Source organism: Paenibacillus sp. alder61 (assembly GCF_020179875.1).
Classification (GTDB): domain Bacteria; phylum Bacillota; class Bacilli; order Paenibacillales; family Paenibacillaceae; genus Fontibacillus; species Fontibacillus faecis.
This window is the reverse complement of sequence record NZ_JAIUDG010000027.1, coordinates 27,591-52,665: the sequence shown is the minus strand read 5'-3', so window position 1 is coordinate 52,665 and position 25,075 is coordinate 27,591. Positions and strand designations below refer to the sequence as shown.

Below are 25,075 nucleotides of genomic sequence, written 5' to 3'. Positions count from 1 at the left end.
AACGTTATCTCTTCATTTTGGGATCCAGGGCGTCCCGCAGCCCGTCACCGATGAGATTGATCGCCACGGTCGTAATCAGAATACACATGCCCGGAGGAATCCAAAGCCAAGGGCGCTTCCGGAAGTCAATTAAATTGTTGGCGTCCGCAATCAAATTGCCCCAGGATGGGGTCGGCGGCACAACCCCGAGCCCCAAAAAGCTCATCGACGATTCATACAATATCGCACTCGCCACGCTCAAAGTCGCCGTTACGATAATAATCGGCACCGTATTCGGGAGAAGATGGCGGAAAATTTTTCGGCGGTCCTTCAGTCCCAGCGCCTCGGTGGCCAACATAAATTCTTGTTCCCGCAGCGTCAAAATCTGACCTCTGACAAGCCGCGCTAATGTCGTCCAGCTTAACGCTCCAATGATGAACATTAGGAAATAGATGCGCGAGCCGGGAGATACTTTTAAATCCGACATCACCGCGCCCAAGATGATCAAAATCGGCAGAGTCGGCAGGGACAGGAAGATATCGGCGATTCTCATAATGATCGTGTCGACGCTCTTCCGGTAAAAGCCGGCCAAGGCGCCCAAAGTCCCGCCGATCACCACGGTGATGACGGTGGCGACAATCCCCACCAGAAGCGAAATTCGGCCAGCCAGCATCACGCGGAGCAGAATGTCCCGGCCCAGCTTATCGGTGCCGAACCAATGCTTGGGAGACGGAGGCAAATTCTTATCGACCAGGGAATAGTCATATAAGTTATACGGTGAAAAGAAGGGGCCGAGAAAACAAATCAGGAACATCAACACTAGGATGATCAGCCCGCCCAAGGCCAGCTTGTTTCGGTTAAACCGACGTACCGCCATTCGCCAAGGCGATTCCGATGTCATGGCCGGACCACCCGTATTCTTCTTCATTGTAGCGATTTCTGTGGCCATACCTTCTCCTCCTACTTCAAGCGAATTCGCGGATCAGCCATCCCGTACAGCACATCCGAGAGCAAGTTCCCCAGGAGCGTCAGCACGGATAAGAACATGGTGAATCCCAGCATAAAAGGATAATCCCGCATATGAATCGCATTTAAATAGATATGGCCGATGCCCGGCCAGACAAAAATTTGCTCCGTTATCATGGCACCGGCAAACAAACCGGGGAGCTCGAAGCCAAGCAGCGTGATTGCCGGAATCATGGCATTGCGCAGGGCATGCTTGAAAATAACCGTTCTTTCCTTCAGTCCCTTGGCCCGTGCCGTCCGGATATAATCCTGGCGAATCACCTCGAGCATACTGGTACGAAAATAACGGGTCAGGCTTCCGGTGCTGAGCATCGTAAGCACCAGAATCGGGAGAAAACTGTGATGCAGCACATCCATAATGTGGTCCCATCCCATGGCCTTCGACCCGGCCGTGACCATTCCGCCGACGGGAAACCACCCGAGTATCAGCGCAAATATCCGTATCAATAAAAGTCCGATAAAAAATGACGGCAATGACATGCATATAAAGACGATCAACGTAATAACTTTGTCAAAGAAAGAATACTGAAATTTTGCAGAAAAGACCCCCGTAAACACGGCTATGGTCCAACTGAGAACGAGTGTGGCGAAGGCGATAATAAAGGAGTTCCATACATAATCCTGTACGACCTCCATCACCGGTTTTTTATGCTGGAAGGATTCCCCCATGTTGCCGAGCATCATATTCTTGACCCAGGTAAAATACCTTAGATATTCGGGTTGGTCCAAGCCATAGATGGCTCTCAACTCGTTCGCCCTCTCCTGCGTCATGTTCGGATTGTTCAGCGCCGTTATGTAATCGCCCGGAACCAAGGCGGAAATGGCGTAGATAATAATAGAAATACCGATCAACGTGGGGATCATTTGCAAGAGTCTTCGGACAATATACGTTTTCATACCTTTTCCCCCTGGTAAAAGAGTGCGAGCGTACCCGGAAATCATGATTTCCGGGTACATTCGCTTATTGGCTTACTGCATCTCTACTTGATACAAGCTGTATGCGAAGTATTTATAAGGGGAGAAGTCGAAACCCTCAACGCGTCCGTTCACCGCCAGCATATTCTTTCTTTGATATAGCAGAATGACTGGAACATCCTTGTTCATTTCTTGATACATTTCTTTATAGATTTTTTTGCGTTCTTCGATATCGAGCGTTTTCTTGCCCTTGGCCATCAATTCATCCACTTTGGCGTTGGAATAGCCGATGTCGTTCTGGGCCCCATTCGTAATGTACACCGTGTTGTCCGGATCCGGCGTCAATCCCCATGCGGCGAAGAACATATCGAAATCCCCGGTATTGGCCTTATCCATAATAGCGTTGAAATCCAAAGTTTCCGCCACCACTTCAATGCCCAGTTCCTTATAGTTTTGCGTCATAATCGGCAGCAAAGCGTCTACCACAGGATTATCCGCCGTGGCCGAGAAATTGATTTTGAATTTCTCGCCGTCTTTTTCGCGGATCCCGCTGCTTCCCACTTTCCAACCGGCCTCATCCAGCATCTGTTTGGCCTTTTCCAAATCGAAATCATAGGTTTCGATATTTTCCTTTGTATGCGCCCATGATACCGTCGACTCCGGAATGTTGATGACATCGGCATACGGACCGTAGATCCCGGCTACAATTTCCTTCCGGTTCAAACCGTACACCAGTGCCTGGCGAACCTTGACATCCTGGAACTTCTTCAATTTGTGGTTAAATGCGATATATCCATAACCGTTGTTCGGCAGTAGGTTGATATCAACAAAGCCCATTTCTTTCAAGGCCTCGACATTGTCCTCCGATACGCTGATCCCTTCATCCATATCGGTTTCGCCCTGCTGCAGCATCGGCAGGTTCGTCGTTTCCGTCGTCGTCTTGAAGATAACGTTTTTGACCTTGGGCGCTCCGCGGAAATAGTTCTCGTTGGCTTCAAAAACGACCTCCTGACCCGGGCTGTACTTGGTCAATTTATATTGTCCGCTTCCAAGCGGCTTGGAGTTCAGTGCTTTTACCCCGTCGAGATTGCCCTGCTTATAGCTCGGTCCGTAATAGTGTTCCGGCAAGATGAAAATGTTCCCAAGCTCTACCGGCGTCAGGGCGGAGAATTCCGTGATGGACACTTCCACTGTATGATCGTCGATAATTTTTACGCCCGAAATTTCTTTGGCTTTACCTTCGTGATACTCCTTGGCACCGACGATGTTGTAGCTCATTGGATCCGATTGACCATCATAACTCGCGTCAAGCAGCGTTTTGAGGGTGAAATAGTAGTCTTTTACGGTCATCGGCTTGCCATCGGTAAACGTTACACCAGGCTTCAAATGATACGTATATTTAAGGCCGTCTTCCGATACGTCGACTTTTTCCGCCAGACTGTTCGTATAGGTACCGTCGGCAGCTACTTCGATAAAGGAGTCAAAAAGCACATAGCAGACGTAAGCGTCATAAGTGGTTTCTCTAAACAGCGGGTTGAACACCCCTTTAGGGTCGGTCATCCCCACAATCAAGGTATCCTTACGATTGACTGCCGCCGGCGGATTTAACGACATATCGACCGCTTCGATTACGCCTTCCGGAGCCGCCTCCGCAGGAGGAGTCGCATTCTCGCCTTTGCTCTCCGTTTTGTTCCCCTCCTCGTTGCCCGGCGTCGTCGTTGCGGTGTTGCCTCCTCCGCCGCCGCTGCAAGCTCCGAGCACGAGTGAAAATACCAGCAATAGAACCAATAACCCCCACGATTTCTTTCTCATACGTTTACTCCTCCTCATGAATAATTTCATCTATAGTTTGTGAAAATTATTACTGATAGAATTTTAGCTGGTAAACGATTTTCCGATACGGGTGTAATCAGCATGGAGTGAGGACTCTATTACCGGTTTATCCATATGTACTATGAAGTGATCCTCATTATGATTCATTAAAGAAGCGAAGCGGTTTGATTTGATTTATATCAAGATATGACATAATTGGCGTGGTATAAACCTGCGGTTAATTAATATGCAAGCCGATGCATTAGAAGAAAGAGGAAAAACTGTATTTGAATTATTGATCATAATACATGTGAATATATCTAACGTCAAGCATTTTTTTAGCCAAATTTTACAGAGTCAAAAGATGGATTTAATATTTTAAGGCGCTATACAGCACAGAAATGTAACTATTTATCACCTACTATGTTATAAATTTTCGACATATGATAGTATAATCTAACATGATTCTACTTAATTCGCCTCGGATCAACTTGGAATGATGTCGATTTTTAAGTTTTTTTGTTTCCAGTTTTCAATAAAGGAACGCAAAAAAACAGCCGATCCCCGAAGGAACCGGCTGTTCTTGGCGTCTGGTTCGATTACTCCGTTGTGTACGGAAGCAATGCGATTTGACGGGAGCGTTTGATCGCTACTGTCAGCAGACGTTGGTATTTTGCGCTCGTACCCGTTACACGGCGAGGCAAAATTTTACCGCGCTCACTGATGAATTTCTTCAGCAGCTCGGTATCTTTATAGTCAATGTGAGTAATTTTGTTCACAGTGAAGTAGCACACTTTACGACGTTTGTTACGGCCGCCGCGGCGAGCCGGTCTCTTGTCGTCTCCGCCTTCTCTTTGCTTGAAGCTCATGCTTTTCAGTCCTTTCCGTAATTAAAATGGCAAATCGTCATCCGAAATATCGATCGGTTTCCCGTCATCGGAGAAAGGATCCTTCTGATTGTCCCGCGAGAAGTTGTTGCTGCGTCCGGCATTGCCGCCACCGCCTCCAAATGGAGACTCCTCACGCTGTCCTCCGCCGCCCGATCCGCCCTCGCGGTTCGACTCCAAGAAACGGACATTATCGGCAATGACTTCGGTGACGTAAACACGTTTACCTTCGTTATTCTCGTAATTCCGTACTTGGATGCGTCCTTCCACAGCCGTCAACCGTCCTTTGCGCAAGTAATTGGCACAGGTTTCGGCAAGCTGTCTCCAGGTTACGACTGGAATGAAATCGGCCTCGCGCTCTCCGCCTTGCGATGTAAAAGGTCTGTCCACGGCAATCGTGAACTGGGTGACCGCCACACCCGATGGCGTATAGCGCAGCTCCGGATCCCGGGTAAGACGTCCGATCAGAATGACACGGTTCAACAATCCAATCCCCTCCTTCGGGCTTGTTCAATACGAAACTTGCAATTAGGCAACGTCTTTAGTAATGAGATAACGGATAACCTCGTCGGAAATCTTCAGAATCCGCTCAAGCTCAGCAACTACCTCTGGAGTAGCTGTGAAATTTACGAGCACGTAAATTCCGTCACGGATCTTGTTAATCTCATACGCAAGCCGGCGTTTGCCCATTACATCATGCTTCGTAATTTCTCCGCCGTTTTGGATGATGCCTTGGAATTTTTCGACTGTAGCTTGAACAGCTTCTTGTTCAACGTCAGGACGAATAATGTACATCACTTCATATTTGCGCATCTGGTTCACCTCCTTGTGGACTATGGCCCCCAACCTGTTAAATTTGGGAGCAAGGAACGAGTCTAAACTCGCACCATAGTAGTATATCAAATCGAAACCCGCTCTGCAAGAACCTAAATAATACTGCTATATGCCTCAATGTTCTACTTCGCTTTGACTCCAATTCCTTGTTGGCCGTATTCGTTACCATTTCCCCACACCCACAATTTACCGCCGCTGATCCAATACATGTTCCGACTCGTATTTTCTATGTAGCTTACGTTTTTATTTAAGTCACCAAGACGTGGATACGTATTATACGTCAACATTTCGTGATTCTCGGTCAGCAGCAACACGCCGTTTACGTTCAAGGAAACCGCTGTGTAATTCAGCTTCTTGCCAGCCGCGCTCCAGCCCGTTTGCTTGTTGTATCTAAGCGCCATATTCGTGATATTAGTCGGTTTTCCCAGTTTGGAAGGAACCTTCTGTCCAAGCTGCCTCGCCGAGTTGTCCCCATACCCCCACAAGTCGCCCTTGCTGTCTATCGCAATGATATATTCATCATTCGTATTCGCCGCGTCGAACTTTTGAATGTCTTTGAACCCGGCGATTTGTTCCGCTTGGGTCGTCTGCCCTTCCACGATTGAATTGTTCCAGCTCCATAGAGTTCCATCCTTCTTCAGCGCATACCCTTTCATATTGCTCATGGATACCGAAACCGCATCCTTGATCACGATCTGTCTAAAATGATTGCGGACGAATTCGCGAGCCTCATCATTGGCCCAGCCAACCCCTCCCAACTGATACACGTTCCCCGATTTAGTCAGGAGTGCGACTCCGCGATTAAACGCGTTCATATCGACGATCGGCTCGCTGATCAAAGTGATTTTGGTCGGTTTGCCGGTAATGGTTTTGACGCCCAAATGATTCAAGTCGCCCCAACCGTATAACTCTCCGTCCGTTGTAATATATAGGGAAAACTTCTCCCCCGCCTCGATTTTCTTAATCGTTTTGTCGGTTGTAATCAGCGTCGGCGGCAGCACCGGCATTTCGCTCTCGTTGATTTCCCGACTCGTATTTTTTCCCCATCCGTAAAGCCTGCCATCCTTTCCAAGCGCCAAAGTATGGGATTCGCTTGCGGCAACGGATATCGGTGAATCTACGGCTTTTAACTGGATTGGTTCTTTGGCGATGGGAGCTTGTGCTCCGACGCCATATTGTTCAAACTTCACCGGTTTCGGTTCCTGGTAGCCCTCGCGATACTTTTCGTAGGGACTTGGCGATTCATAACGATCCCGGAAATCCGGCAAGGTAGTAGCCGCCTGGGCGCCTCCCGGCACGCTCACGTAAACGCCCACGCCATAGTTGTATTTGGAGTGCCTGGATGGCTTGAACACCTCTTCATTAAAGGGAGGCGTCTTCAATTGATAATACCCTTCCTTATTTACCTGAACCGTAGAGGAGAAAAAAGGTTGTTCATCCTCGTCCTTTAATTCGACTTTCACAGACGAAGCTTCAGCCAATCCTTCAACCAAGACGCTGTTATCTTCATTTCGCTGCGTGAAAATTTCAATTTTTTCTCCAATAGCCTGAACCGGCTGAACCGATATAGGCATAAATGGAAAAATGAGTGCCATGACAACCAGTATGGTTAATCCTCTTAAACGACTTCCCACGTTCCTTCACCCTCTCCTCTTCGATTATGTCTGTAAATAATTATCGGTCCGAATCGGTACATGATTAAGTCGGCGTTACAAACAATATGCTTGATTCCCCTAATTGGGACGGAAAGGAGGAGCAGAAAAATGGGCGAACGTACGGAATTTGAACCGGGCGACAAGGCGCCGAATCCCGGGGTTTATGTGGAGGTCGGCGAGGCGCGCAGCTTCCATACCCAAATCAATGACCCGAAGCGGATCACCATGGAGCGCGGCGAGACGTTCCCGGACACGACAAACAAAAACCGCAAATGGAAAAAAGCCGAGAAGGCCCGTGTTCACTGACTTTTGGCCGCAGCCGCACTTTTTAAAAAATTGATGTATAGAACCCGGCTCACTGCACATAATACACTCAGACGGTGATGCAAAGAGAGGTGTGGTTCCGTTGGAGGTATCCGCGAGCAACATTTTTCAGGAGTCTTATTCACATCATTGTAGAAGCCTAGATCCCGGGTTAGTGAAGACCCCTCTTCTTTAGTCCGGGCTGCATACGCGCAGGATCGACCGTTTCTTGGGTTGTGAGAGAAGAATTCCATTAAGCACACCGTCAACCAGAAAAGGGACCCGAAAGGGTCCCTTCTGCCGTTCAATTTATGCAGGATCACGACTTAAATGCTCATGAATTAATCGCCAATCCCCGTCGTTTTCTTTAACAAAGATATTGGTGGCTCTTCCGCTTCCTTTCACATACTCCCCGTTGTAGTACCCTTCATACTGATATGTATAAATACAAGTGGCCACCTTCTCGTCGGCGGCTAACCATTGAATCTCCGAAGCATTATATACTTCATCCTTAATCAGGTTCCAGCTATTTTCAAAATACGCCCTAATCTCCTCCATGGTCCGGCAGGTCTTGTCACTAAACCAATAAACCGCTTCCGGATGTAAAAGGGGTTGGACGTTGTCAAAGTGATGCGTGTTAGTCATTTCAATATACCGCTTCAATGCCTCTTTATAATCCATCTGTAGAGCTCCTTTCCGCCCCAGGCGAACCTAGAGTCCTAAGAATAAAGAAAAACCTTCTACATATGTAGAAGGATCGAGTTCACTATTGTAAAAATAATGGCGGAGAGGGTGGGATTCGAACCCACGCACGCCTTGCGACGCCTAGTTGATTTCGAGTCAACCCCCTTGGGCCTCTTGGGTACCTCTCCACAGCAAGCAAGATTGATTGTAACATGAATTTCAATGAATTGCAACTATTTTTCCTTGCTTGCGTGATTTTTTTCTAGGTCGTTATTTGAATTTACTCATTAAATCTCTTGCGCCCCTCCGGAACCCCCCTCTTCACTTGCAGCAGCCGACCGTAGAACTTTACGCATGTTCTTTTCGAATTTGGCCCGAGGGATAAGCACACTATGTTTGCATCCGACACACTTGATCCGTATATCCATCCCCATCCGGATGATTTCCATTTCATTGCTCCCGCAGGGATGATTTTTTTTCATAAGGACGATATCGCCTAGCTGAAAGGTCTTTCTCTCCATCCTCGCTCTCCTCCCGTCTTTTTAACTTCCTTCATTCTTCCCGTTTTGCCTTCAAAACTTAACCCGGCTGCTGTTCCTGCCCTTGCCCTGATTCCTGTGCCAGCCTTAAGGTCTCTTCTTCTTCCAGAGCCTCTTTGGCATACCGTTGAATTTTACGCTCCATATCCGCCCGAATCCCGGGTGGACATTCCACCGCGATCCGAATCACGTATTCGTTGGCCGTGAGCGACTGTACTCCCATTACGTTGGGGATTTGGGCTAGCTCCGGCGTCTCCTCGGACAGCTGCAGCATGGACTTCTTAAGCAGTTCCAAGGTGTCTTCCAGCTTGCGCGCGTTGCTGAATGGAAGATCCACCACCGCCAAGGCTGTGCCGATTGAAAAGTTTGTCACATTGGTGATCATTCCGTTCGGTATGATATGCACCTCTCCGGTCCAGCTGACAAGCCGGGTAGAACGCAGACCGATCACCTCGACCGTTCCTTTCAAAGTACCCGTTTGAATCACATCCCCTACGGCAAATTGATCCTCCAGAATAATGAAAAAACCGGTAATTACATCCTTAACCAGGCTTTGTGCGCCAAAACCGATCGCCAGACCTACGACACCAGCCCCGGCCACCAGCGGGGCCAATTGAATCCCAATTTCCCCCAAAATTAGCATAATCATAATGAAATTACTCGTGATCCAAGTGACATTTTTCAGGAGTTCCCCCACCGTCACGAACCTGCGGGGATTTACATTCAGCCGGCCTTTCTCCCGCCGCTCCAGAGATCGGTCAATAACCCGATAAATAATCTTGATGAAGATTCGGATTAATAGGAAGATCAACACGATCCTCAAACCGGCAAATAGGACCTTCTCCCACATGTTCATGTTCGTCAGCCAGTTCCATAACCGTTCGTTCCAGGCTGCCGCCGACTGCGTAATATCCTCCACCCCTGCTTTGAGCGTCCATCCTCTCATGTTGTTCCCTCCTCCAAGTCAATCATGTTGTACTCCGCGTTTACCCGTGAAAAGATCCCGCGAATCTCTACCGCCTCGCGGCGAACGATCTCTTTAACCCGCTCCAAGGACTCCGGCGGAAATTGAATGGATAGCGCACACCCTGCGGTAATCTCCTTGGGCGTAGGGCATAAATCGATCTCGATCTCCGCGTATTCCAATAGCATCTCCGCCCGCAGGGCTTGCTGCGTGGAATCGAAGGACATGATAAACCAACTGTCCACGAATCTCCCTCCTTCTCTTATTTCCTTACCGGAAATTCCGCTTTATTTCACTTATGACTTTAGTTGGAGTATAGAACTTCACAAATTTCCATATACTATCTACTAATATCCGAAAGCGCAGCCAATGCTTTGTATTGCTATCCCAGGTGGAGGAAAGGAAGATTCCATGTCGCAAATTCAGCCTAATGTACCGGGCCCGGGGCAAGATATTCCCTACTTGAAAATCCCCCATACCGATCCCGGCATTCATTCCGCTATCATTCATCGTTTGCTCTTGCACTTTGCCAAAATTTCGCCAGGCCAAGATCTGGTCATCGTATGTATCGGCACGGATCGTTCCACCGGCGATTGTCTCGGCCCGCTTGTCGGAACGGCGCTTTCCAAGCTGAATCACCGGCACCACTTTCATCTCTACGGAACATTGGATGAACCCGTCCATGCCATGAATTTGAAAGATACTTTGGAAACGATCAATCAAACGTTCATAGATCCTTTCATTATAGGGATCGATGCCTGCCTCGGTCAAACTTCCAGCGTGGGCTCGATTCAAGTGGTTCAGGGGCCTTTGCGCCCGGGAGCCGGCGTAAATAAAGAATTGCCGCCGGTCGGCGATATCCATGTTACGGGGATCGTCAATGTCGGCGGCTTTATGGAATATTTTGTATTACAAAACACACGTCTCAGTTTGGTCATGCGCTTGTCGGAAATCATTTCCAGCAGCGTATCGACCGCCATTAAAGAATGGAACCGGGGCTTTATTCCCCTTGCCCGGCGAGAGCAATAGCTTCGATTTCCTCCGGAGATAACGCATGCTGGGATTGGCCTTCCGTTAGCGGCTTGGCATACACATAAGAACCCTCCCGGCTGTAAAGTCCGGTAATGACGATCCCGTTTTTAAAGTCGTCCACAAAAGCCACGGAAAAGCTGAGTTCATTTCCGCGCTCTCCAAACGCATTATAGCGCTTGATTCCGATCTTGGCCTTTTGTTTGGGGAGCAAAGCGTTGATGTTCTTCAGTTGCTGTTGTTGTTCCGCTTGTATATCTTCGATGATGCCCTGTTGATTTTTCAGATCGATCAACAAACTCTCAAGATCCTCAATTCCCGTTCCTTGCATCATTTGCTCATAATTCCGCCGCATTTTGCGCAGCTTGGCCCCTTGTATGAAATTCCATATCAGCAGCCAGAGTAAAATGACGGCAACCCCGGTGACAATCCATGCCAGCTGATCCGAGAAAAGTTTACTCCACTCCTGCATGTTCTTCTCCCCTATATTTAAGTATCACTTGCGATAGCCTGTACCGCTAAAATCAATTGTTCAACTTCCTCCGTCGTCGTGGTGTATCCGAAGCTTGCCCGTACCGCTCCCCCTTGCGTTGTCCCCGCCGTCATATGTCCCAAAGGTGTACAATGGTAACCCGCCCTTACGGCGATGCCATATTTCCGGTCCAGGAGGAAGGCAACCTCCGAGGCATCCCGCCCTTCCAAGGTAAACGCAACAATTCCGGTTCTCGGCAAGCCTAGCCCGGGCCCCAAAACAGAAACGCCCTTGATCGTCAGCAGAGCGGGTATGAGCTTCTGAGTCAGCTGCCATTCATGCTCATAGATAGCTGCAACACTATACTCCAAAACATAGTCCACACCTGCACCTAATCCGGCGATTCCTACGGCATTTTGAGTTCCCGCTTCATAGCGATCCGGACGAACCGTCGGCATCTCCAAAGCTTCCGATTGGCTCCCCGTCCCCCCATGCATAAGGGGCTCCAAATCGACATCCGGATGGATGTATAATCCCCCGGTCCCTTGCGGTCCCAACAACCCCTTATGTCCGGGAAAAGCCATCAGGTCGATCCCCATCGTTTGCACGTCGATCGGGTATCCCCCCGCAGTTTGCGCTGCATCCACCACGAATAGGGCACCGTGTTTATGGGCGAGTTCCCCCATTTCCCGAATAGGAAGAATGCACCCCAGCAAATTTGAACTATGCGCACATACGACCAGCTTTGTATTCGGACGAAATGCTTTAGCCATTTGTTCCAGATCGAGATTCCCATCCGGGTTGACGGTGATATAATCAACCGATATATTCCGGGTTCGTTTCAGATACTCCAACGGCCTTCGGACGGAGTTATGCTCCACCATGGTGGCAATCGCATGATCACCTGACCTTAGGGACCCTTTGAGCGCCAAGTTTAATGCTTCCGTAGTATTGGAGGTGAAAATAAGATCGTTCGGGTTATCAATATGAAACAGCTCGGCCAACTTCGCTCGAGTTTGAAACAGGGTTCGCCCGGCCTGTAACGCCATCCCATAATTTCCCCGCCCCGAGTTTGCCGATGGTCCATTTAGTATTTCCAACATAGCTTTCCCTACACTAGCGGGTTTGGGCCATGATGTGGCGGCATGATCCAAGTATATCAGGGGCTGCTGCTTCACATCGTCCCTCCTCTCCTACCGATCCTTCGAGAACACGCTAAGAATGCAATGACATACCCAACTTCCTAATTATAAGGCGGTCTATGCCCTTTAGGGAAGCTGAGTATGTCATTCGTTTAATTCAGCATATCGAGCAGTCGTTGCAAGTCTTCTTTGCTGTAGAAATTAATTTCAATTTTCCCTTTTTCCTTGTTCGACGATTTGATTTTTACAGTCGTCTTATAACGGCTGCGCAAGCTTTCTTCCACTTCATCAATGTAAGGATCCCGCTTCTTGCTTACCGTTTTTTGCTTTTCCTGCTTATTCCGATCCAGCTGTTGAACCGCATCCTCCAGTTCACGTACACTCCACTCATGGTCAATACATTGCTTGGCTAACTGTTTAATCTTACCAGGATCTTTCAATCCCACCAATGCACGAGCATGCCCCATAGATAATGTTCCACGTGAAACATATTCCTTTACTTCATCCGGTAATGACAATAACCGTAAGAAGTTCGCAATATGAGAGCGCGACTTACCTACCTTTAAGGAAAGTTCTTCCTGGGTTAATTGAAATTGATCCATTAAGCCTTGGTAAGCAACAGCAACCTCCATCGCGTTCAGGTTCTCCCGCTGTAAGTTTTCGATTAAAGCAATCTCCATGACTTGCTGGTCGGAAAAAGTGCGCACAACAGCCGGAATTGTAGTATTTCCGCAAAATTGTGAAGCACGGAAGCGCCGTTCCCCGGCAATAATCTCATAACCTTTAAGTACGCTTCGCACAATAATCGGCTGGATGACGCCGTGTTGACGAATCGATTCGGCTAATTCCCGGATCGCCTCTTCATCGAATGATTTTCTCGGCTGGTAGGGATTGGCGCGTAACTGATTCAACGGAATTTCAATAACCTTATCATCTTCCTGTACCGATAGTGACGGAATTAATGCATCGAGTCCCTTCCCCAAGCGTTTACTCATAGGAAACCACTTCCTTTGCCAACTCTAAATACACCTCGGCGCCTTTCGACTTGGGATCATAGGTAATAATGGACTGACCATGGGAAGGCGCTTCACTTAACCGAACATTTCTTGGAATGACCGTTTTATAAACCTTTTGCTGGAAGTATTTTTTCACTTCCTCAATGACCTGGATTCCCAAATTGGTTCGGGCATCGAACATGGTCAACAGAACCCCTTCAATTTGCAAAGAAGTATTCAAATGTTTTTGAACAAGTCGTACCGTATTCAATAACTGGCTTAGTCCTTCCAACGCGTAATACTCACATTGAATCGGGATTAACACCGAATCCGCCGCGGTCAATGAATTAATGGTAAGAATCCCCAGCGATGGCGGGCAATCGATTAAAATATAATCGTAAAGATGTTTGACCTGCTGAAGCGACTTCTTTAATCGAACTTCACGCGAAATTGTCGGAACCAGCTCTATTTCAGCCCCCGCCAACTGAATGGTAGCCGGAATAATATGCAACCCCTCAATTTCAGTAGGCAAAGTAGCCTCTTGCGGGTTGACTTCATTAATCAACACATCATAAATGCAATTGGCTACATCCGCTTTATTTACTCCAACTCCACTGGTGGTATTCCCTTGCGGGTCTATATCGATGAGGAGCACTTTTTTACCGATCGATGCGAGTCCCGCTCCCAAATTAACAGAGGTCGTCGTTTTGCCGACGCCTCCTTTTTGGTTAGCTATGGCAATTATTTTAGACAATCCATTTCACCTCAATATAATAGAAGAATCTCTTTGTAGAATAATGTGTGCGTTAACTAAGTTGTTGCTACAAAAAGACCACAGCGCTCCTGGCGAGTACCCTTTCCGATTGAACAAGAAAGCTCCATCCATTTCCCAAAAAGAAACTGACCTCAGACCTTTCGGTTCCGGTCAGTAGCATGTCTGCTATCTCTTTGGAATTTGAATGACAATTTCATAATGATCTTCATGGTCCTTTTCGGCCGTTTTGATGGCCAGACCCGAGCCGGACACCATATCAATCGATTGACGAATCGTATTCAAGGCCAGTCTGACATCCTTGGTAAAAGAAATGCGTCTGGAGGCCTTCTTATTCTTAGCCGCTTCCTTATAGAAAGCAATTCGAGCTTCCGTTTGTTTTACATTTAATTCCTTGGAGATCACTTCTTCCAGTACTTTCATCTGCAGCTCTTCGGAATCCAAGGAAAGCAAAGCTCTGGCGTGCCGCTCCGTTATTTTCCGTTCCATTAATGCGACTTTAACGCCCTCGGGAAGTTGCAGCAATCGTATTTTGTTCGCAATGGTGGATTGGCTCTTCCCTAACCTTTGTGCCAAACTTTCTTGCGTGAGTTGATGCAAGTCGATGAGATTTTGGTAGGCAAGCGCCTCTTCTATAGCCGTTAAGCCTTCACGCTGCAAATTTTCAATCAAAGCGATCGAAGCCGCCTGGGAGTCGTTGAAATCCCGCAAAATAGCCGGGATGGTTTCTAATCCCAATTTTTTAACTGCCCGCCAACGTCTTTCACCGGCGATAATCTCGTACTTGTCATTTCGATATCGTACAACAATCGGCTGAATCACCCCATGTGTCCGAATCGTCTGACACAACTCATCGATCTTCTCATCATCAAAAATAGTCCGGGGCTGGTACGGGCTTCCGACAATGTTCCCCACCGGAATTTGCTTAACTTCATCACCGTTCGTTCGTTCGGTTAAACCAAACAATTTAGAAAATTGTTCTTTCATTCCGCAGATTACCACCTAATTTCATAGTGACATAAGGCACACCTTAGCAGCACATTTTTTAAATGAAAATGCGTTGTGCTGCCTATACTAGTGAGAATCCTTATGTATAAAACCCTCCTCTGAAGTTCGAACCCCAGCAGCAGGGAATATAAGGATAACCCATCATTGAAGCAAAATGCCCCGACAATGATTCGTGATACATCTATTCTACCACTTTTTTCTCTATAATCCTATTCTCTTATTTAATGATTTTTTAGGAGAAGTCACGTAAAAAAAAGCCCCTAACAAATTGTTCCACGTGAAACAAAGAGTTAGGAGCATGCTTGCTTATCTTGTTATACAATAGGCTGCTTTAATGGAGTTCCCGCTTTCCTCGGGTATTTCTTTGGCGTGGGAGCCGTTTTGCCGACAATAATGATGTGCCGGTCGGAATTCTCCATCGGCAGTTCAAAGTGATGGCTTGATTCAAGCTTCCCTTTAAGTTCGCTTAAACTGCGTTTTGCCTCTCGAACTTCTTCCTCCGGGTCGCTTCCCTTCATTGCTGCGAATTTACCACCGGTCTTCACAAAAGGCAGGCAAAACTCATTAAGCACCGCCATTCGAGCGACCGCCCGCGCGGTAACCAAATCAAAAGAGTCCCTGAGCCCTTCCTTTCGCCCCAAATCTTCCGCACGCCCGTGAAGGAGTTCCACTTGGGATAAACCCAGCTTATCCACTACGTTCTGCAAAAAATGAATTCGCTTATTCAAGGAATCAATAATCGTCAGCTTTAGGTGCGGAAAGCAAATTTTTAAAGGAATACCCGGAAAGCCTGCACCGGAACCAATGTCAGCCAAAGTTTGCACCTCATCCATCGGGATATAAAAAGAAAGTGTGATGGAATCATAAAAATGCTTGATATAAACTTGATCCCGCTCCGTAATCCCGGTAAGGTTCATTTTTTCATTCCACGAAACCAGCTCTTGAAAATAGGTCTCGAATTGATCCATCTGCTTGGGGGAAAGATCGATCTTATGCTCCAACAGAAGGGAGTGAAAACCGGTTTGTATCGTATCCAATAGATCAACCTCCTGCAGCCGTTACCCGATTATAATGCTCCAGATAAACGAGGAGTATCGAGATATCGGCTGGTGTAACGCCAGAGATTCGGGAAGCTTGGCCGATCGAGATCGGACGGATTTTCGCCAGCTTTTGCCGGGCCTCCATCGCGAGCCCATGAATATCTTCATAATTAATATTCTCAGGTATCTTCTTCTTCTCCATCTTTTGGAGTCTTTCCACATGAAGCAATTGTTTTTCAATATAACCCGCGTACTTAATCTGTATCTCTACCTGCTCCTTCATTTCCTCGTCCAATTCCACCTCGGACGGGAATAAGTTACCCACATGTGCATAAGTAACTTCAGGCCGGCGAAGAATTGTCAACAAGTTGCTTCCATCCTGGATCGGTGCCGAGCCGATGGATTCAAGCAGCGGATTAATCTCCGAAGGACGAACTTTCGTCTCCCGCAACCGTTCGATTTCTTTCTCAACTTTTTCCTTTTTATCAATAAACTGGTTGTATCTCTCCTGCGTAATCAACCCGATTTCATATCCGATCGGAGTTAAACGCAGGTCTGCGTTATCATGACGCAAAAGCAGGCGATACTCCGCCCGTGAAGTCAACAGCCGGTAGGGCTCGTTTGTCCCTTTCGTAACCAGATCGTCAATCAGGACGCCGATATAGCCTTGAGAACGGTCAAGGATCACCGGCTCTTTGCCTTGAACCTTACGGGCCGCGTTAATCCCCGCCATAATGCCTTGGCCGGCGGCTTCCTCATATCCGGAAGTTCCATTGATTTGCCCTGCCGTAAACAACCCCGGCACACGCTTCGTCTCCAGCGACGGCCAGAGCTGCGTAGGAACCACGGCGTCATATTCGATGGCATACCCCGTCCGCATCATCTCCACATTTTGCAGGCCAGGTATGGACCGAAGCATTTGCAATTGAACATCTTCCGGCATACTCGTCGAAAATCCTTGAACGTAATACTCCGACGTGTTTTTCCCTTCCGGCTCCAGGAAAATTTGGTGTTTCGGCTTATCCGCAAACCGGACGATTTTGTCCTCGATGGAAGGACAGTACCGCGGCCCCGTCCCTTCAATCACCCCGGAGAACATGGGTGCCCGATGCAAATTCGCATTGATGATATCATGCGTCTCGGAAGACGTGTACGTCAACCAGCAAGGCAATTGCTCGTTATCCGAGCTTTTCGTTTCATAGGAGAAAAACTTCGGCTTTTCATCTCCCGGCTGAATCTCCGTTTGCGAAAAATCGATGCTGTCCTTGTGAACCCGCGGCGGCGTGCCTGTTTTGAACCGCACCAATTCAAAGCCCAGCTCCTTCAAGTTTTGCGACAATCTCACCGAAGGCTGCTGGTTGTTCGGTCCGCTTTCGTACATAAGCTCGCCCATGATGATTTTGCCGCGTAAATACGTTCCGGTGGTCAGCACCACGGCCTTAGCCCGGTATTCCGCGCCTGTCTTGGTGATCACACCGACACATTGACCGTCCTCGACGATCAGCTCCTCCACCATACCTTGACGCATCGTCAAGTTCGGCTCCCGCTCCATCGTTTCCTTCATCGTTTGCTGGTACAAAAACTTGTCCGCCTGCGCCCGCAGGGCATGAACGGCCGGTCCTTTCCCCGTATTCAGCATCCGCATTTGGATAAAAGTCTTGTCGATATTGCGGCCCATTTCCCCGCCGAGCGCATCCACTTCGCGTACCACATGGCCTTTCGCCGGACCGCCGATCGAAGGATTACACGGCATAAACGCCACCATATCCAGGTTGATCGTGATCATCAGCGTGCTGCAGCCCATCCGGGCCGCCGCCAAAGCGGATTCACAGCCGGCATGACCCGCCCCTACGACGATAACGTCATAACTTCCGGCAACATAACCCATCTTTTAAACCTCCTAAAACGTAAGTGTGAACCTTGATGAACTTGTATGACTCACTTCGTGTTCTCCACACGTATATTTTAAATTTAAATTAATCCATCAATCTCCATCATCATACCATGATCCGCCGGATTGCATACGCTGGAATCATTATTTTCCCAGACAGAATTGTGAAAAAATTTGATCGATCAGCGCATCCGGCGCGGAATCCCCGATCACTTCCCCAAGCTGTTCCCAAGCCAAACGCACATCGATTTGCAAAATATCGATCGGAACTCCGCTGTCTGCCGCCTCATAAGCGTCGGCCAGCGACTGCTTGGCTTTCTTCAACAGCGCGATATGCCGGACATTGCTGACATAAGTCAAATCGCCGGACTCCAGTTTGCCTCCAAAAAACAGTTCCGAGATCGCATCTTCCAAATGATCCAATCCCTCCTGGGTTTTGGCGGACAATTCGACCACAGCATTTTCCGGGAAATAATGAGCGATTTGAGCGCGATCCAACTGCTGAGGAAGATCGATTTTATTTAACAGCACAAGCGTCGGTCTGTTTTTCAATTGCTCCATCAGTTTCAATTCATCCTCATGCAGCGATTCGGCACTGTTGAGGACCAGCAAAATCAAATCCGCTTCCACTACGGCCGCCTTGGACCGTTCCACGCCAATCTGCTCCACCACGTCCATCGTTTCCCGGATTCCCGCCGTATCGAGCAGCTTCAAAGGGATATTGTTAATCGTGACATACTCCTCGATCACGTCGCGCGTCGTTCCCGGAATATCCGTGACGATCGCTTTATTTTCACGGGCCAGCGCATTCATCAAGGAAGACTTCCCTACATTCGGGCGTCCTACAATGGCTGTAGTAATCCCTTCCCGGAGGATCTTGCCCTGGTTTGCGGTTTTCAGGAGCCCGTCGATTTGCGATGTTACTTCCGTACATTTGTCTTTGATGAACTCCATGGTCATCGATTCCACATCATGCTCGGGATAATCGATGTTCACTTCGATATGCGCCAACGTCTCCACCAAACTATGCCGCATGGCGTTGATTCTGCGCGACAAGTCGCCTTCCACCTGCTTCAAGGCCACGGAAAAAGCCCGGTCGGATTTCGACCGGATCAAATCAATAACCGCCTCCGCCTGCGACAAATCGATTCGTCCATTCAAAAAAGCGCGCTTCGTAAACTCCCCCGGCTCCGCCAGGCGAATTCCCCGCTGCAACAGCAGCAGATCCATCACGCGCTTTACCGATATGATGCCCCCGTGCGTGCTGATTTCCACCACATCTTCGGTCGTAAAAGAACGCGGCGCCCGAAACAAAGAAACGAGCACCTCTTCCAGTTTCTCGCCTGTCTCGGGGTCCACGATGAAACCGTAATGCACGGTGTGGCTCTCCGCCTCCGATAATGCCGTTTTGGAGCGGAACAACCGCCCCACTTCGCCGATCGCTTCCGGGCCGCTGACCCGGATCACGGCGATTCCGCTCTCGCCGACCGCAGTCGAGATCGCGGCTATTGTATCGCTTAGCATGATATATCACCTCGATTATTGATAGTTAGTGCTGTATGGGTGAATCCTTGGCGCTGCGCAAGTCGCCAAAACCTAATTCGTGAATCCTGGGCGCTCCGCAGTCCGAATGATCTTCCGATCGCTGTTGCCCTTGGATTGCTTCATCTTCCTCAACCTTAAGCAGCGGCAATCCAACGGCAAAGGCGAGCGCTAGCGCTTCTCCAGATTCATTCGGCCCTGCTCCGCTGGTGATTCACCGTGCTTGCCAAACCTAAAATCGTGAATCCTTGGCGCTGCGCAGCCCGAATGATCTTCCGATCGCTGTTGCCCTTGGATTGCTTCATTCACCTCAACCTTAAGCGGTGGCAATCCAACGGCAAAGGCGAACGCTAACGCTTCTCCAGATTCATTCGGCCCCGCTCCGCTGGTGATTCACCGTGCCGGCCAAAACCTAAAGTCGTGAATCCTGGGCGCTGCGCAGCCCGAATGATCTTCCTCACCAATAAGTATATCCTAAGCGACTGAAAGTCCCGATTTTGATATGCCCCCTCATCAGCAAGCGCATCCCGCAGGGACAGCGTCTCCTTCCCCTAACCTTACTCCCCAACCACTAACTTACCGCCCTTTCTCCTGCAGGAGATCTACCCTAAAGCGTGCCCCAACGGGGAGAAAAGCGGCTATCACTTCCATCGCCCGCCCGGGTGCACCGAAAGCAGCAGTGTCTCCAACCCTCAGGTAGCCCAGGTGCACCCAAAGTAAGACGGACCCGTAGGGGGAAAAGCGTGCCTATCGCCACAGTTAAAGCGCATCCCCGTAGGGGACAGCGGGCAGGAGCGCCTCTGTAACTCCTACGTTCCTCCCCTTGCGGGTGTCCCGAGGGCTGCCAGCCCTGGGGGCCCTCCCTTACGGTAAGGGAGGGTTTGGGTGGGTTGAGATCCCTCGCAGGAGCTCTACCCTAAAGCGTGCCCCAACGGGGAGAAAAGCGGCTGTTTCCACTACAGTCCGCCCGGGTGCACTCAAAGTAAGACGGACCCGTAGGGGGAAAAGCGTGCCCACCACCATAGTTAAGCGCATCCCCGTAGGGGACAGCGGGCAGGAGCGCCTCTGTAACTCCCACGTTCTTCCCCTTGCGGGTGTCCCGAGGGCTGCCGGCCCTGGGGGCCCTCCCTTACGGTAAGGGAGGGTTTGGGTGGGTTGAGATCCGCTGGTTGAGGCCCTGTATTTAAAAGAAAAGCAATGACATTTGCCGGAGCAAGACGCCATTGCATTTCACGCTTCATTTGCTTTGCTTCAATGTAATCACGACCCGCCGGTTAGGCTCGTCGCCTTTGCTGTACGTTTTGACCTCCGGATGATCCTGCAGTTTGGAATGGATCACTTTGCGCTCCTGAGGAGACATAGGTTCCAGAGAAACTTCCTTTCGGGTGCGAATGACCTTGGCGGCTAGACGCTCGGCCAAATCCTCCAGCGTCTTCTTGCGCCGTTCCCGGAAATTCTCGGCATCCAGAGTCAGACGAATAAAGCTGTCCGAGTACCGGTTGGCAATGATATTGGCCAAGTATTGCAGCGAATCGAGGGTTTGGCCTCTGCGGCCGATCAGCACGCCAAGGTCGCTCCCTGAAATGTTTAGGACCGTACTGTCTTTCCGGTGAACGATCTCCACATCGACATGAATGTCCATGCTTTCACCGACGTCCTTGATGAATGACGCCGCCGCTTCATAAGGATCCTGTCCAGGGGAAGCCTCTCTCTCGGGCTGCTCCTTCGGGAACACCGTCGCATGCTTCTCCGGGGTGGTCCCTTGCGGCGGAACCGATGACTCTTGCTCGGAAAGTAAAGTCAATTCGACCTTGGCTTCCTTTACGCCAATCAGTCCCAGGAATCCTCTTGATGGCTGCTCCAACACATTCACGGTGACTTTGTCCTCGGTGGTGCCGAGCTTAGCCAATCCTTGTTTTACAGCTTCTTCAATGGTTTTTCCTGACGTCACGATCTTGTTCATTTCGATTTTTTGGCCCCCTTGGCACTTTTACCGGGATGACCGGCTTTTAAATTCGAACCGCCCTTTTTCGGCTTTCCGGAAGGGACTGAGACTGAACCCGCTCCAGCGGCATTGGCGGCGACAACCGGGTCCTTCTTACGATAAATAAAGAAGTTCTGCCCGATGGTGTACAAGTTACTGAAAATCCAGTACAACGGAAGCGCCGCGGCAAAATTCATCGCCATGACGAAGATCAATACCGGGTAGATAAACATCATGAACTGCATCGGGCCCTGCATGCCGGCCGGGTTCATGTTCGACATCATCTTCGTTTGAATGAACGTCGTCAACGCCGCGATGATCGGCAGGATGTACCATGGATCCGGCTGGCCCAACTGCAACCAGAGGAAGGAATGGCCCGCGATCTCCGAGTTGTAGTAAATCGAGTTATATAGAGCGATGAACACCGGCATCTGAATGATAAGCGGAAAACAGCCGGCCATCGGATTAACCTTGTTTTCCTGGAACAGCTTCATGGTTTCTTGCTGCTGTTTCTCCGGGTTGTCCTTATACTGCTCGCGGATCTTCTGAATTTGCGGCTGAATCGCCTGCATCGCTTTCGAACTCTTAACCTGCTTGAGCGTAAGCGGCAAAATAAGCGTCCGCACGATCAGCACCATCACGAGGATGGCCAAGCCATACGCCCCGCCGAACCATTCCGCAAACGTATCCAAAGCAAAAGAAAAGTAATAAACGACATTTCTCGTCCACCAGGAACCGCTTGTCCGCATGTCTTCGGTGGTACTCATGTGATTGGCCGGATTCGCGCCACACCCCGCCAAGACGGCCATCAGACCGATTGCGAGGATGAGCAGGAGCCATTTCTTTTGATTTTTCGTAAGACGCGACACTTCAAAACCCCTCTCTTAACCTATCCATACAACGTAAATCATACCATATTTAATGGGACAAAGAAACAAGCACGCTTACCGTCCGGAAGGCTTGAGCAGCGCGGCTTTGCGCAGGACATGAAGCACGCTCTTCTCCAGTTCTTTGTACTCCATCCCGACCGCCCCGTTGCGGACGATCAGAATCAGGTCCAAATGATCCCGGATTTCCGGTTCATGCAGGCGGACGATCTCCTTCAACATGCGGCGCATCCGATTGCGGACGACGGCATTGCCGATCTTCTTGCTGGCGGAAACGCCGAGCCGGAAACGCTCGATTTCGGGCCGGGTCGAATAGTAAACGACGAGCTGACGATTGGCAAAAGATTTTCCGTACCGGTAAACCCGGTTGAAGTCTGCCCGATTTCGTAATCTCAACTTTCTGTGCACGAGCTTCTTCTCCTCGGTCAAGCCCCTGAAGGGCTGGCTGTCATTGTAGTTATAGACATGTCCCATCTGCGGCAAACGATACAAAAGGACCCCACAAAGTTAGGCGGTTACACCTCTTCTTCTTCAAGACGACTTTGCGGGGCTCCGGTTCAAACACATCTATGACAATGTAAAAAAAGACCACCGTAGTGGTCTTCATGCACGCATTACGCACTCAATACTTTTCTGCCTTTTTGACGGCGAGCAGCGAGAACCTTACGGCCGTTTTTCGTGCTCATTCTTTTGCGGAAACCGTGAACCTTTTTACGTTTGCTCACATTCGGCTTAAATGTCGGTTTCAATGTATTGCACCCCCTTAACAGGAATCGATCACTGTATATTTACCATTTTCATATCCACAGAAAATGCCTTTTTACATTTAATCATAACCCCCCTGAAAAGTCAACAGAGCCCGGCATTTCTTTTTGGGCGTCTTTTGCGTTTTTCGGGGCCTGTGCATAGTTTTTTGAAAAAAGTTTTCCACAACCCTCTAGTTTTTACGCGGGAATAGAAGTTATGCACATGTGGAAAACTATTTGCAGGACATTTCGCCTTGGGAAATCGCTTTCTTAAAGTGATTTACAGGGACCATGTAGAGGAGTAATATAAAAAATAAGTTGTATACAAGTATACCAATTAAGAAAGGTGTTGAATTTTATGAAATTAGGCATGGTCGGTCTTGGCAAAATGGGGTACAACCTCGTGCTTAATCTTCTGCATCATCGGCATGAGGTGGTGGCGTTCGACATGAACGGCGAAGCCGTCCAAAACGCCGCCAAGCAAGGTGCGGTTCCCGCGTCAAGCTTGGAACAGCTGGTCCAATCGCTGGAGGCTCCCCGCATCGTTTGGGTGATGGTCCCAGCCGGTCCCGCCGTTCAATCGGTGGCGGACACGTTGATCCCCCTGCTGTCCCCCGGCGACATTGTGATCGACGGCGGCAACTCGCACTACAAAGATTCGCTGGCCCTCGCCGAAAAATTGTCCGGCCACGGGATCCACTTCTTTGATGTGGGCACTTCCGGCGGCGTGGAAGGCGCCAATCAAGGCGGCTGCTTCATGATCGGCGGAGACGAGGCGATTTTCCGGACGATCGAACCGATCTTCAAGGATATCGCGGTCGATAAAGGTTATCTGTACGCCGGTAAAAACGGCAGCGGCCATTTTCTGAAAATGGTGCATAACGGGATTGAATACGGCATGATGCAGGCGATTGCCGAAGGTTTCGAAGTGCTCGAGAAAAGCCAGTTCGACTATAACTTCGAAGATGTGGCCCGCGTCTGGTCCAACGGTTCGGTGATTCGCAGCTGGCTCATGGAACTGACGGAGCACGCTTTTTCCAAGGATCCCAAGCTCGAAGGCATTCGCGGCGTCATGAGATCCTCGGGCGAGGGTAAATGGACGGTTGAAACGGCCCTGGATCTTCAAGCCAGCGCTCCGGTCATCGCCCTATCCCTCTTTATGCGCTACCGCTCTCTTGAAACCGACACGTTCCACGGCAAAGTCGTTGCCGCCCTTCGCAACGAATTCGGCGGACATGCCGTGGAATCGTCCAAATAAAGGGGACGGTTTTATGAAATTCCCGTCTTCCTGGCTGAAGGGCAGCTCCTTGGGCGAATTTATCGCTTGCGAGCTGCGCCTTCAAATTATTAACGGCACCATTCAACACGGGACCGTCTTGTCCGAGAACCGCATTGCCGCCGAGTTCTCGGCAAGCCGTTCTCCGGTCCGTGAAGCTTTGAAAACGCTGTCCAGCGAAGGGCTGATCACGTTGCAGCGAATGGGAGCCGTCGTTAACGGCCTGCAGGTAAAGGATATCGAGGAGCTCTACGACGTCCGGTACTTGATCGAAAGTTTCTCCTGGCGTCGGCTTGCCTCCACCGATCCCACGCCGATCATCGCCAAGCTCCACCAAATTGTCGACAAGATGGAGCTAGCCGCCAAATATCGGGATGTCGTGGAGTTCGCTTACCAAGACCTTACCTTCCATGAGCACATTATCACCGCGGCCAACCATGCGAGGCTGATGCACCTTTGGTCCAGCATCCGGCCCATTGTGATGACCGTGATGTTGATAACGACCGAAGAGGTTTTGTCCGAAGGCGAGGCAAAAATCAACTATGTCGTGGAGAAACACCGCAAACTGTTGAAAGAACTGCAATCCCAGGACCCGGCGGTCATCGCGGCCGGGATTGAAGAGTATTTTGCCGATTCAATCAACACCGTGCATACCAGCATGAAGGAAACGAAATAGTAGTAAAAAAGGGTAAA

At 49.4% G+C, this 25,075-nt stretch carries 27 protein-coding genes and 1 tRNA gene; 4 read left to right on the top strand and 24 right to left on the bottom strand.

All coding sequences use genetic code 11. The features are described 5' to 3' along the window. Positions 1–4: 4 nt before the first annotated feature. From opp4C to LBW89_RS23555, 7 genes are all read right to left on the bottom strand, one after another. Positions 5–928, bottom strand: a complete 924-nt coding sequence (gene opp4C / locus LBW89_RS23585) for an oligopeptide ABC transporter permease (RefSeq protein WP_148454092.1) — start codon at positions 926–928, stop codon at positions 5–7. An 11-nt stretch (positions 929–939) separates the two neighbouring features. Continuing rightward, complete coding sequence (locus LBW89_RS23580; protein ID WP_225040588.1) at positions 940–1,902, bottom strand: ABC transporter permease; 963 nt, start codon at positions 1,900–1,902, stop codon at positions 940–942. A gap of 72 nt (positions 1,903–1,974) precedes the next feature. After that, positions 1,975–3,732 carry an ABC transporter substrate-binding protein gene (locus LBW89_RS23575; RefSeq protein ID WP_148454096.1) on the bottom strand — a complete coding sequence of 586 codons (1,758 nt, stop codon included), beginning with the start codon at positions 3,730–3,732 and terminating at the stop codon, positions 1,975–1,977. A 599-nt stretch (positions 3,733–4,331) separates the two neighbouring features. Beyond that, on the bottom strand, positions 4,332–4,601 hold the full coding sequence (gene rpsR / locus LBW89_RS23570) for a 30S ribosomal protein S18 (RefSeq protein ID WP_082207605.1): 270 nt from the start codon (positions 4,599–4,601) through the stop codon (positions 4,332–4,334). A 21-nt stretch (positions 4,602–4,622) separates the two neighbouring features. Further along, the gene (gene ssb / locus LBW89_RS23565; RefSeq protein ID WP_148454098.1) at positions 4,623–5,105 is read right to left on the bottom strand and encodes a single-stranded DNA-binding protein; all 483 of its coding nucleotides are present in this window, start codon (positions 5,103–5,105) and stop codon (positions 4,623–4,625) included. Positions 5,106–5,147: 42 nt separating this feature from the next. Further along, positions 5,148–5,432: a 30S ribosomal protein S6 gene (gene rpsF / locus LBW89_RS23560; RefSeq protein WP_148454100.1), complete on the bottom strand. Its 285-nt coding sequence runs from the start codon at positions 5,430–5,432 to the stop codon at positions 5,148–5,150. Between the two features lie 143 nt (positions 5,433–5,575). Further along, positions 5,576–7,087, bottom strand: coding sequence for an RCC1 domain-containing protein (locus tag LBW89_RS23555; RefSeq protein ID WP_225040586.1), 1,512 nt, complete (start codon positions 7,085–7,087; stop codon positions 5,576–5,578). A 129-nt stretch (positions 7,088–7,216) separates the two neighbouring features. On the opposite strand from LBW89_RS23555, the gene LBW89_RS23550 reads away from it, so the two are divergent. Further along, the gene (locus LBW89_RS23550) at positions 7,217–7,414 is read left to right on the top strand and encodes a YjzC family protein (RefSeq protein ID WP_213506404.1); all 198 of its coding nucleotides are present in this window, start codon (positions 7,217–7,219) and stop codon (positions 7,412–7,414) included. A 306-nt stretch (positions 7,415–7,720) separates the two neighbouring features. On the opposite strand, the gene LBW89_RS23545 is transcribed toward LBW89_RS23550, so the two are convergent. From LBW89_RS23545 to LBW89_RS23525, 5 genes are all read right to left on the bottom strand, one after another. Continuing rightward, a complete protein-coding gene (locus tag LBW89_RS23545) occupies positions 7,721–8,092 on the bottom strand; it encodes a YybH family protein (protein WP_225040584.1) in 372 nt (123 codons plus the stop codon). Between the two features lie 100 nt (positions 8,093–8,192). Beyond that, positions 8,193–8,283 (bottom strand) — tRNA-Ser (locus tag LBW89_RS23540). 99 nt (positions 8,284–8,382) lie between these two features. Continuing rightward, complete coding sequence (locus LBW89_RS23535) at positions 8,383–8,616, bottom strand: DUF951 domain-containing protein (RefSeq protein WP_213506400.1); 234 nt, start codon at positions 8,614–8,616, stop codon at positions 8,383–8,385. Positions 8,617–8,674: 58 nt separating this feature from the next. Further along, positions 8,675–9,580 carry a mechanosensitive ion channel family protein gene (locus tag LBW89_RS23530; protein ID WP_225040582.1) on the bottom strand — a complete coding sequence of 302 codons (906 nt, stop codon included), beginning with the start codon at positions 9,578–9,580 and terminating at the stop codon, positions 8,675–8,677. After that, a complete protein-coding gene (locus LBW89_RS23525; RefSeq protein ID WP_225040580.1) occupies positions 9,577–9,843 on the bottom strand; it encodes a DUF3343 domain-containing protein in 267 nt (88 codons plus the stop codon). The genes LBW89_RS23530 and LBW89_RS23525 overlap by 4 nt, the downstream gene beginning before the upstream one ends. Before the next feature lie 166 nt (positions 9,844–10,009). On the opposite strand from LBW89_RS23525, the gene yyaC reads away from it, so the two are divergent. After that, a complete protein-coding gene (gene yyaC / locus LBW89_RS23520) occupies positions 10,010–10,627 on the top strand; it encodes a spore protease YyaC (protein WP_148454114.1) in 618 nt (205 codons plus the stop codon). On the opposite strand, the gene LBW89_RS23515 is transcribed toward yyaC, so the two are convergent. From LBW89_RS23515 to rpmH, 12 genes are all read right to left on the bottom strand, one after another. Next, positions 10,599–11,099, bottom strand: a complete 501-nt coding sequence (locus LBW89_RS23515; RefSeq protein WP_148454116.1) for a DUF4446 family protein — start codon at positions 11,097–11,099, stop codon at positions 10,599–10,601. The genes yyaC and LBW89_RS23515 overlap by 29 nt on opposite strands. Positions 11,100–11,116: 17 nt before the next feature. After that, positions 11,117–12,262, bottom strand: coding sequence for an aminotransferase class V-fold PLP-dependent enzyme (locus tag LBW89_RS23510; RefSeq protein WP_263639288.1), 1,146 nt, complete (start codon positions 12,260–12,262; stop codon positions 11,117–11,119). Positions 12,263–12,393: 131 nt separating this feature from the next. Then, positions 12,394–13,236: a ParB/RepB/Spo0J family partition protein gene (locus LBW89_RS23505; protein WP_148454120.1), complete on the bottom strand. Its 843-nt coding sequence runs from the start codon at positions 13,234–13,236 to the stop codon at positions 12,394–12,396. Further along, the gene (locus LBW89_RS23500; protein WP_148454122.1) at positions 13,229–13,990 is read right to left on the bottom strand and encodes a ParA family protein; all 762 of its coding nucleotides are present in this window, start codon (positions 13,988–13,990) and stop codon (positions 13,229–13,231) included. Before LBW89_RS23500 ends, LBW89_RS23505 begins: the two co-directional genes overlap by 8 nt. Before the next feature lie 186 nt (positions 13,991–14,176). Further along, entirely contained in the window at positions 14,177–14,995 is an 819-nt protein-coding gene (gene noc / locus LBW89_RS23495) for a nucleoid occlusion protein (protein WP_213506392.1), read from the bottom strand. Between the two features lie 335 nt (positions 14,996–15,330). Continuing rightward, positions 15,331–16,053: a 16S rRNA (guanine(527)-N(7))-methyltransferase RsmG gene (gene rsmG, locus LBW89_RS23490; protein WP_225040576.1), complete on the bottom strand. Its 723-nt coding sequence runs from the start codon at positions 16,051–16,053 to the stop codon at positions 15,331–15,333. 4 nt (positions 16,054–16,057) lie between these two features. After that, positions 16,058–17,944, bottom strand: a complete 1,887-nt coding sequence (gene mnmG, locus LBW89_RS23485) for a tRNA uridine-5-carboxymethylaminomethyl(34) synthesis enzyme MnmG (protein ID WP_148454128.1) — start codon at positions 17,942–17,944, stop codon at positions 16,058–16,060. A gap of 147 nt (positions 17,945–18,091) precedes the next feature. Continuing rightward, the gene (mnmE, locus tag LBW89_RS23480) at positions 18,092–19,471 is read right to left on the bottom strand and encodes a tRNA uridine-5-carboxymethylaminomethyl(34) synthesis GTPase MnmE (RefSeq protein WP_148454130.1); all 1,380 of its coding nucleotides are present in this window, start codon (positions 19,469–19,471) and stop codon (positions 18,092–18,094) included. A 1,255-nt stretch (positions 19,472–20,726) separates the two neighbouring features. Then, the gene (gene jag / locus LBW89_RS23475; RefSeq protein ID WP_148454133.1) at positions 20,727–21,452 is read right to left on the bottom strand and encodes an RNA-binding cell elongation regulator Jag/EloR; all 726 of its coding nucleotides are present in this window, start codon (positions 21,450–21,452) and stop codon (positions 20,727–20,729) included. Beyond that, positions 21,449–22,342, bottom strand: a complete 894-nt coding sequence (locus tag LBW89_RS23470; RefSeq protein WP_211373314.1) for a YidC/Oxa1 family membrane protein insertase — start codon at positions 22,340–22,342, stop codon at positions 21,449–21,451. The genes jag and LBW89_RS23470 overlap by 4 nt, the downstream gene beginning before the upstream one ends. Positions 22,343–22,417: 75 nt before the next feature. Continuing rightward, entirely contained in the window at positions 22,418–22,768 is a 351-nt protein-coding gene (gene rnpA, locus LBW89_RS23465; RefSeq protein ID WP_148454135.1) for a ribonuclease P protein component, read from the bottom strand. A gap of 206 nt (positions 22,769–22,974) precedes the next feature. Further along, a complete protein-coding gene (gene rpmH / locus LBW89_RS23460) occupies positions 22,975–23,109 on the bottom strand; it encodes a 50S ribosomal protein L34 (protein ID WP_040735642.1) in 135 nt (44 codons plus the stop codon). A gap of 355 nt (positions 23,110–23,464) precedes the next feature. Between rpmH and gnd the strand changes: the two genes are divergently transcribed. Continuing rightward, complete coding sequence (gnd, locus tag LBW89_RS23455) at positions 23,465–24,364, top strand: phosphogluconate dehydrogenase (NAD(+)-dependent, decarboxylating) (RefSeq protein WP_148454137.1); 900 nt, start codon at positions 23,465–23,467, stop codon at positions 24,362–24,364. A 13-nt stretch (positions 24,365–24,377) separates the two neighbouring features. Then, positions 24,378–25,058, top strand: a complete 681-nt coding sequence (locus LBW89_RS23450) for a GntR family transcriptional regulator (RefSeq protein ID WP_148454139.1) — start codon at positions 24,378–24,380, stop codon at positions 25,056–25,058. Positions 25,059–25,075 lie beyond the last annotated feature (17 nt).

Bases quoted from the DNA above. Each gene is read 5' to 3' on its own strand.
- opp4C (WP_148454092.1), bottom strand. From the start codon at position 928: ATGGCCACAGAAATCGCTACAATGAAGAAGAATACGGGTGGTCCGGCC.
- LBW89_RS23515 (WP_148454116.1), bottom strand. From the start codon at position 11,099: ATGCAGGAGTGGAGTAAACTTTTCTCGGATCAGCTGGCATGGATTGTC.
- rpsR (WP_082207605.1), bottom strand. From the start codon at position 4,601: ATGAGCTTCAAGCAAAGAGAAGGCGGAGACGACAAGAGACCGGCTCGC.
- yyaC (WP_148454114.1), top strand. From the start codon at position 10,010: ATGTCGCAAATTCAGCCTAATGTACCGGGCCCGGGGCAAGATATTCCC.
- mnmE (WP_148454130.1), bottom strand. From the start codon at position 19,471: ATGCTAAGCGATACAATAGCCGCGATCTCGACTGCGGTCGGCGAGAGC.
- gnd (WP_148454137.1), top strand. From the start codon at position 23,465: ATGAAATTAGGCATGGTCGGTCTTGGCAAAATGGGGTACAACCTCGTG.
- LBW89_RS23550 (WP_213506404.1), top strand. From the start codon at position 7,217: ATGGGCGAACGTACGGAATTTGAACCGGGCGACAAGGCGCCGAATCCC.
- LBW89_RS23580 (WP_225040588.1), bottom strand. From the start codon at position 1,902: ATGAAAACGTATATTGTCCGAAGACTCTTGCAAATGATCCCCACGTTG.
- LBW89_RS23450 (WP_148454139.1), top strand. From the start codon at position 24,378: ATGAAATTCCCGTCTTCCTGGCTGAAGGGCAGCTCCTTGGGCGAATTT.
- LBW89_RS23575 (WP_148454096.1), bottom strand. From the start codon at position 3,732: ATGAGAAAGAAATCGTGGGGGTTATTGGTTCTATTGCTGGTATTTTCA.
- rpsF (WP_148454100.1), bottom strand. From the start codon at position 5,432: ATGCGCAAATATGAAGTGATGTACATTATTCGTCCTGACGTTGAACAA.
- jag (WP_148454133.1), bottom strand. From the start codon at position 21,452: ATGAACAAGATCGTGACGTCAGGAAAAACCATTGAAGAAGCTGTAAAA.
- LBW89_RS23530 (WP_225040582.1), bottom strand. From the start codon at position 9,580: ATGAGAGGATGGACGCTCAAAGCAGGGGTGGAGGATATTACGCAGTCG.
- mnmG (WP_148454128.1), bottom strand. From the start codon at position 17,944: ATGGGTTATGTTGCCGGAAGTTATGACGTTATCGTCGTAGGGGCGGGT.
- LBW89_RS23535 (WP_213506400.1), bottom strand. From the start codon at position 8,616: ATGGAGAGAAAGACCTTTCAGCTAGGCGATATCGTCCTTATGAAAAAA.
- LBW89_RS23505 (WP_148454120.1), bottom strand. From the start codon at position 13,236: ATGAGTAAACGCTTGGGGAAGGGACTCGATGCATTAATTCCGTCACTA.
- noc (WP_213506392.1), bottom strand. From the start codon at position 14,995: ATGAAAGAACAATTTTCTAAATTGTTTGGTTTAACCGAACGAACGAAC.
- LBW89_RS23545 (WP_225040584.1), bottom strand. From the start codon at position 8,092: ATGGATTATAAAGAGGCATTGAAGCGGTATATTGAAATGACTAACACG.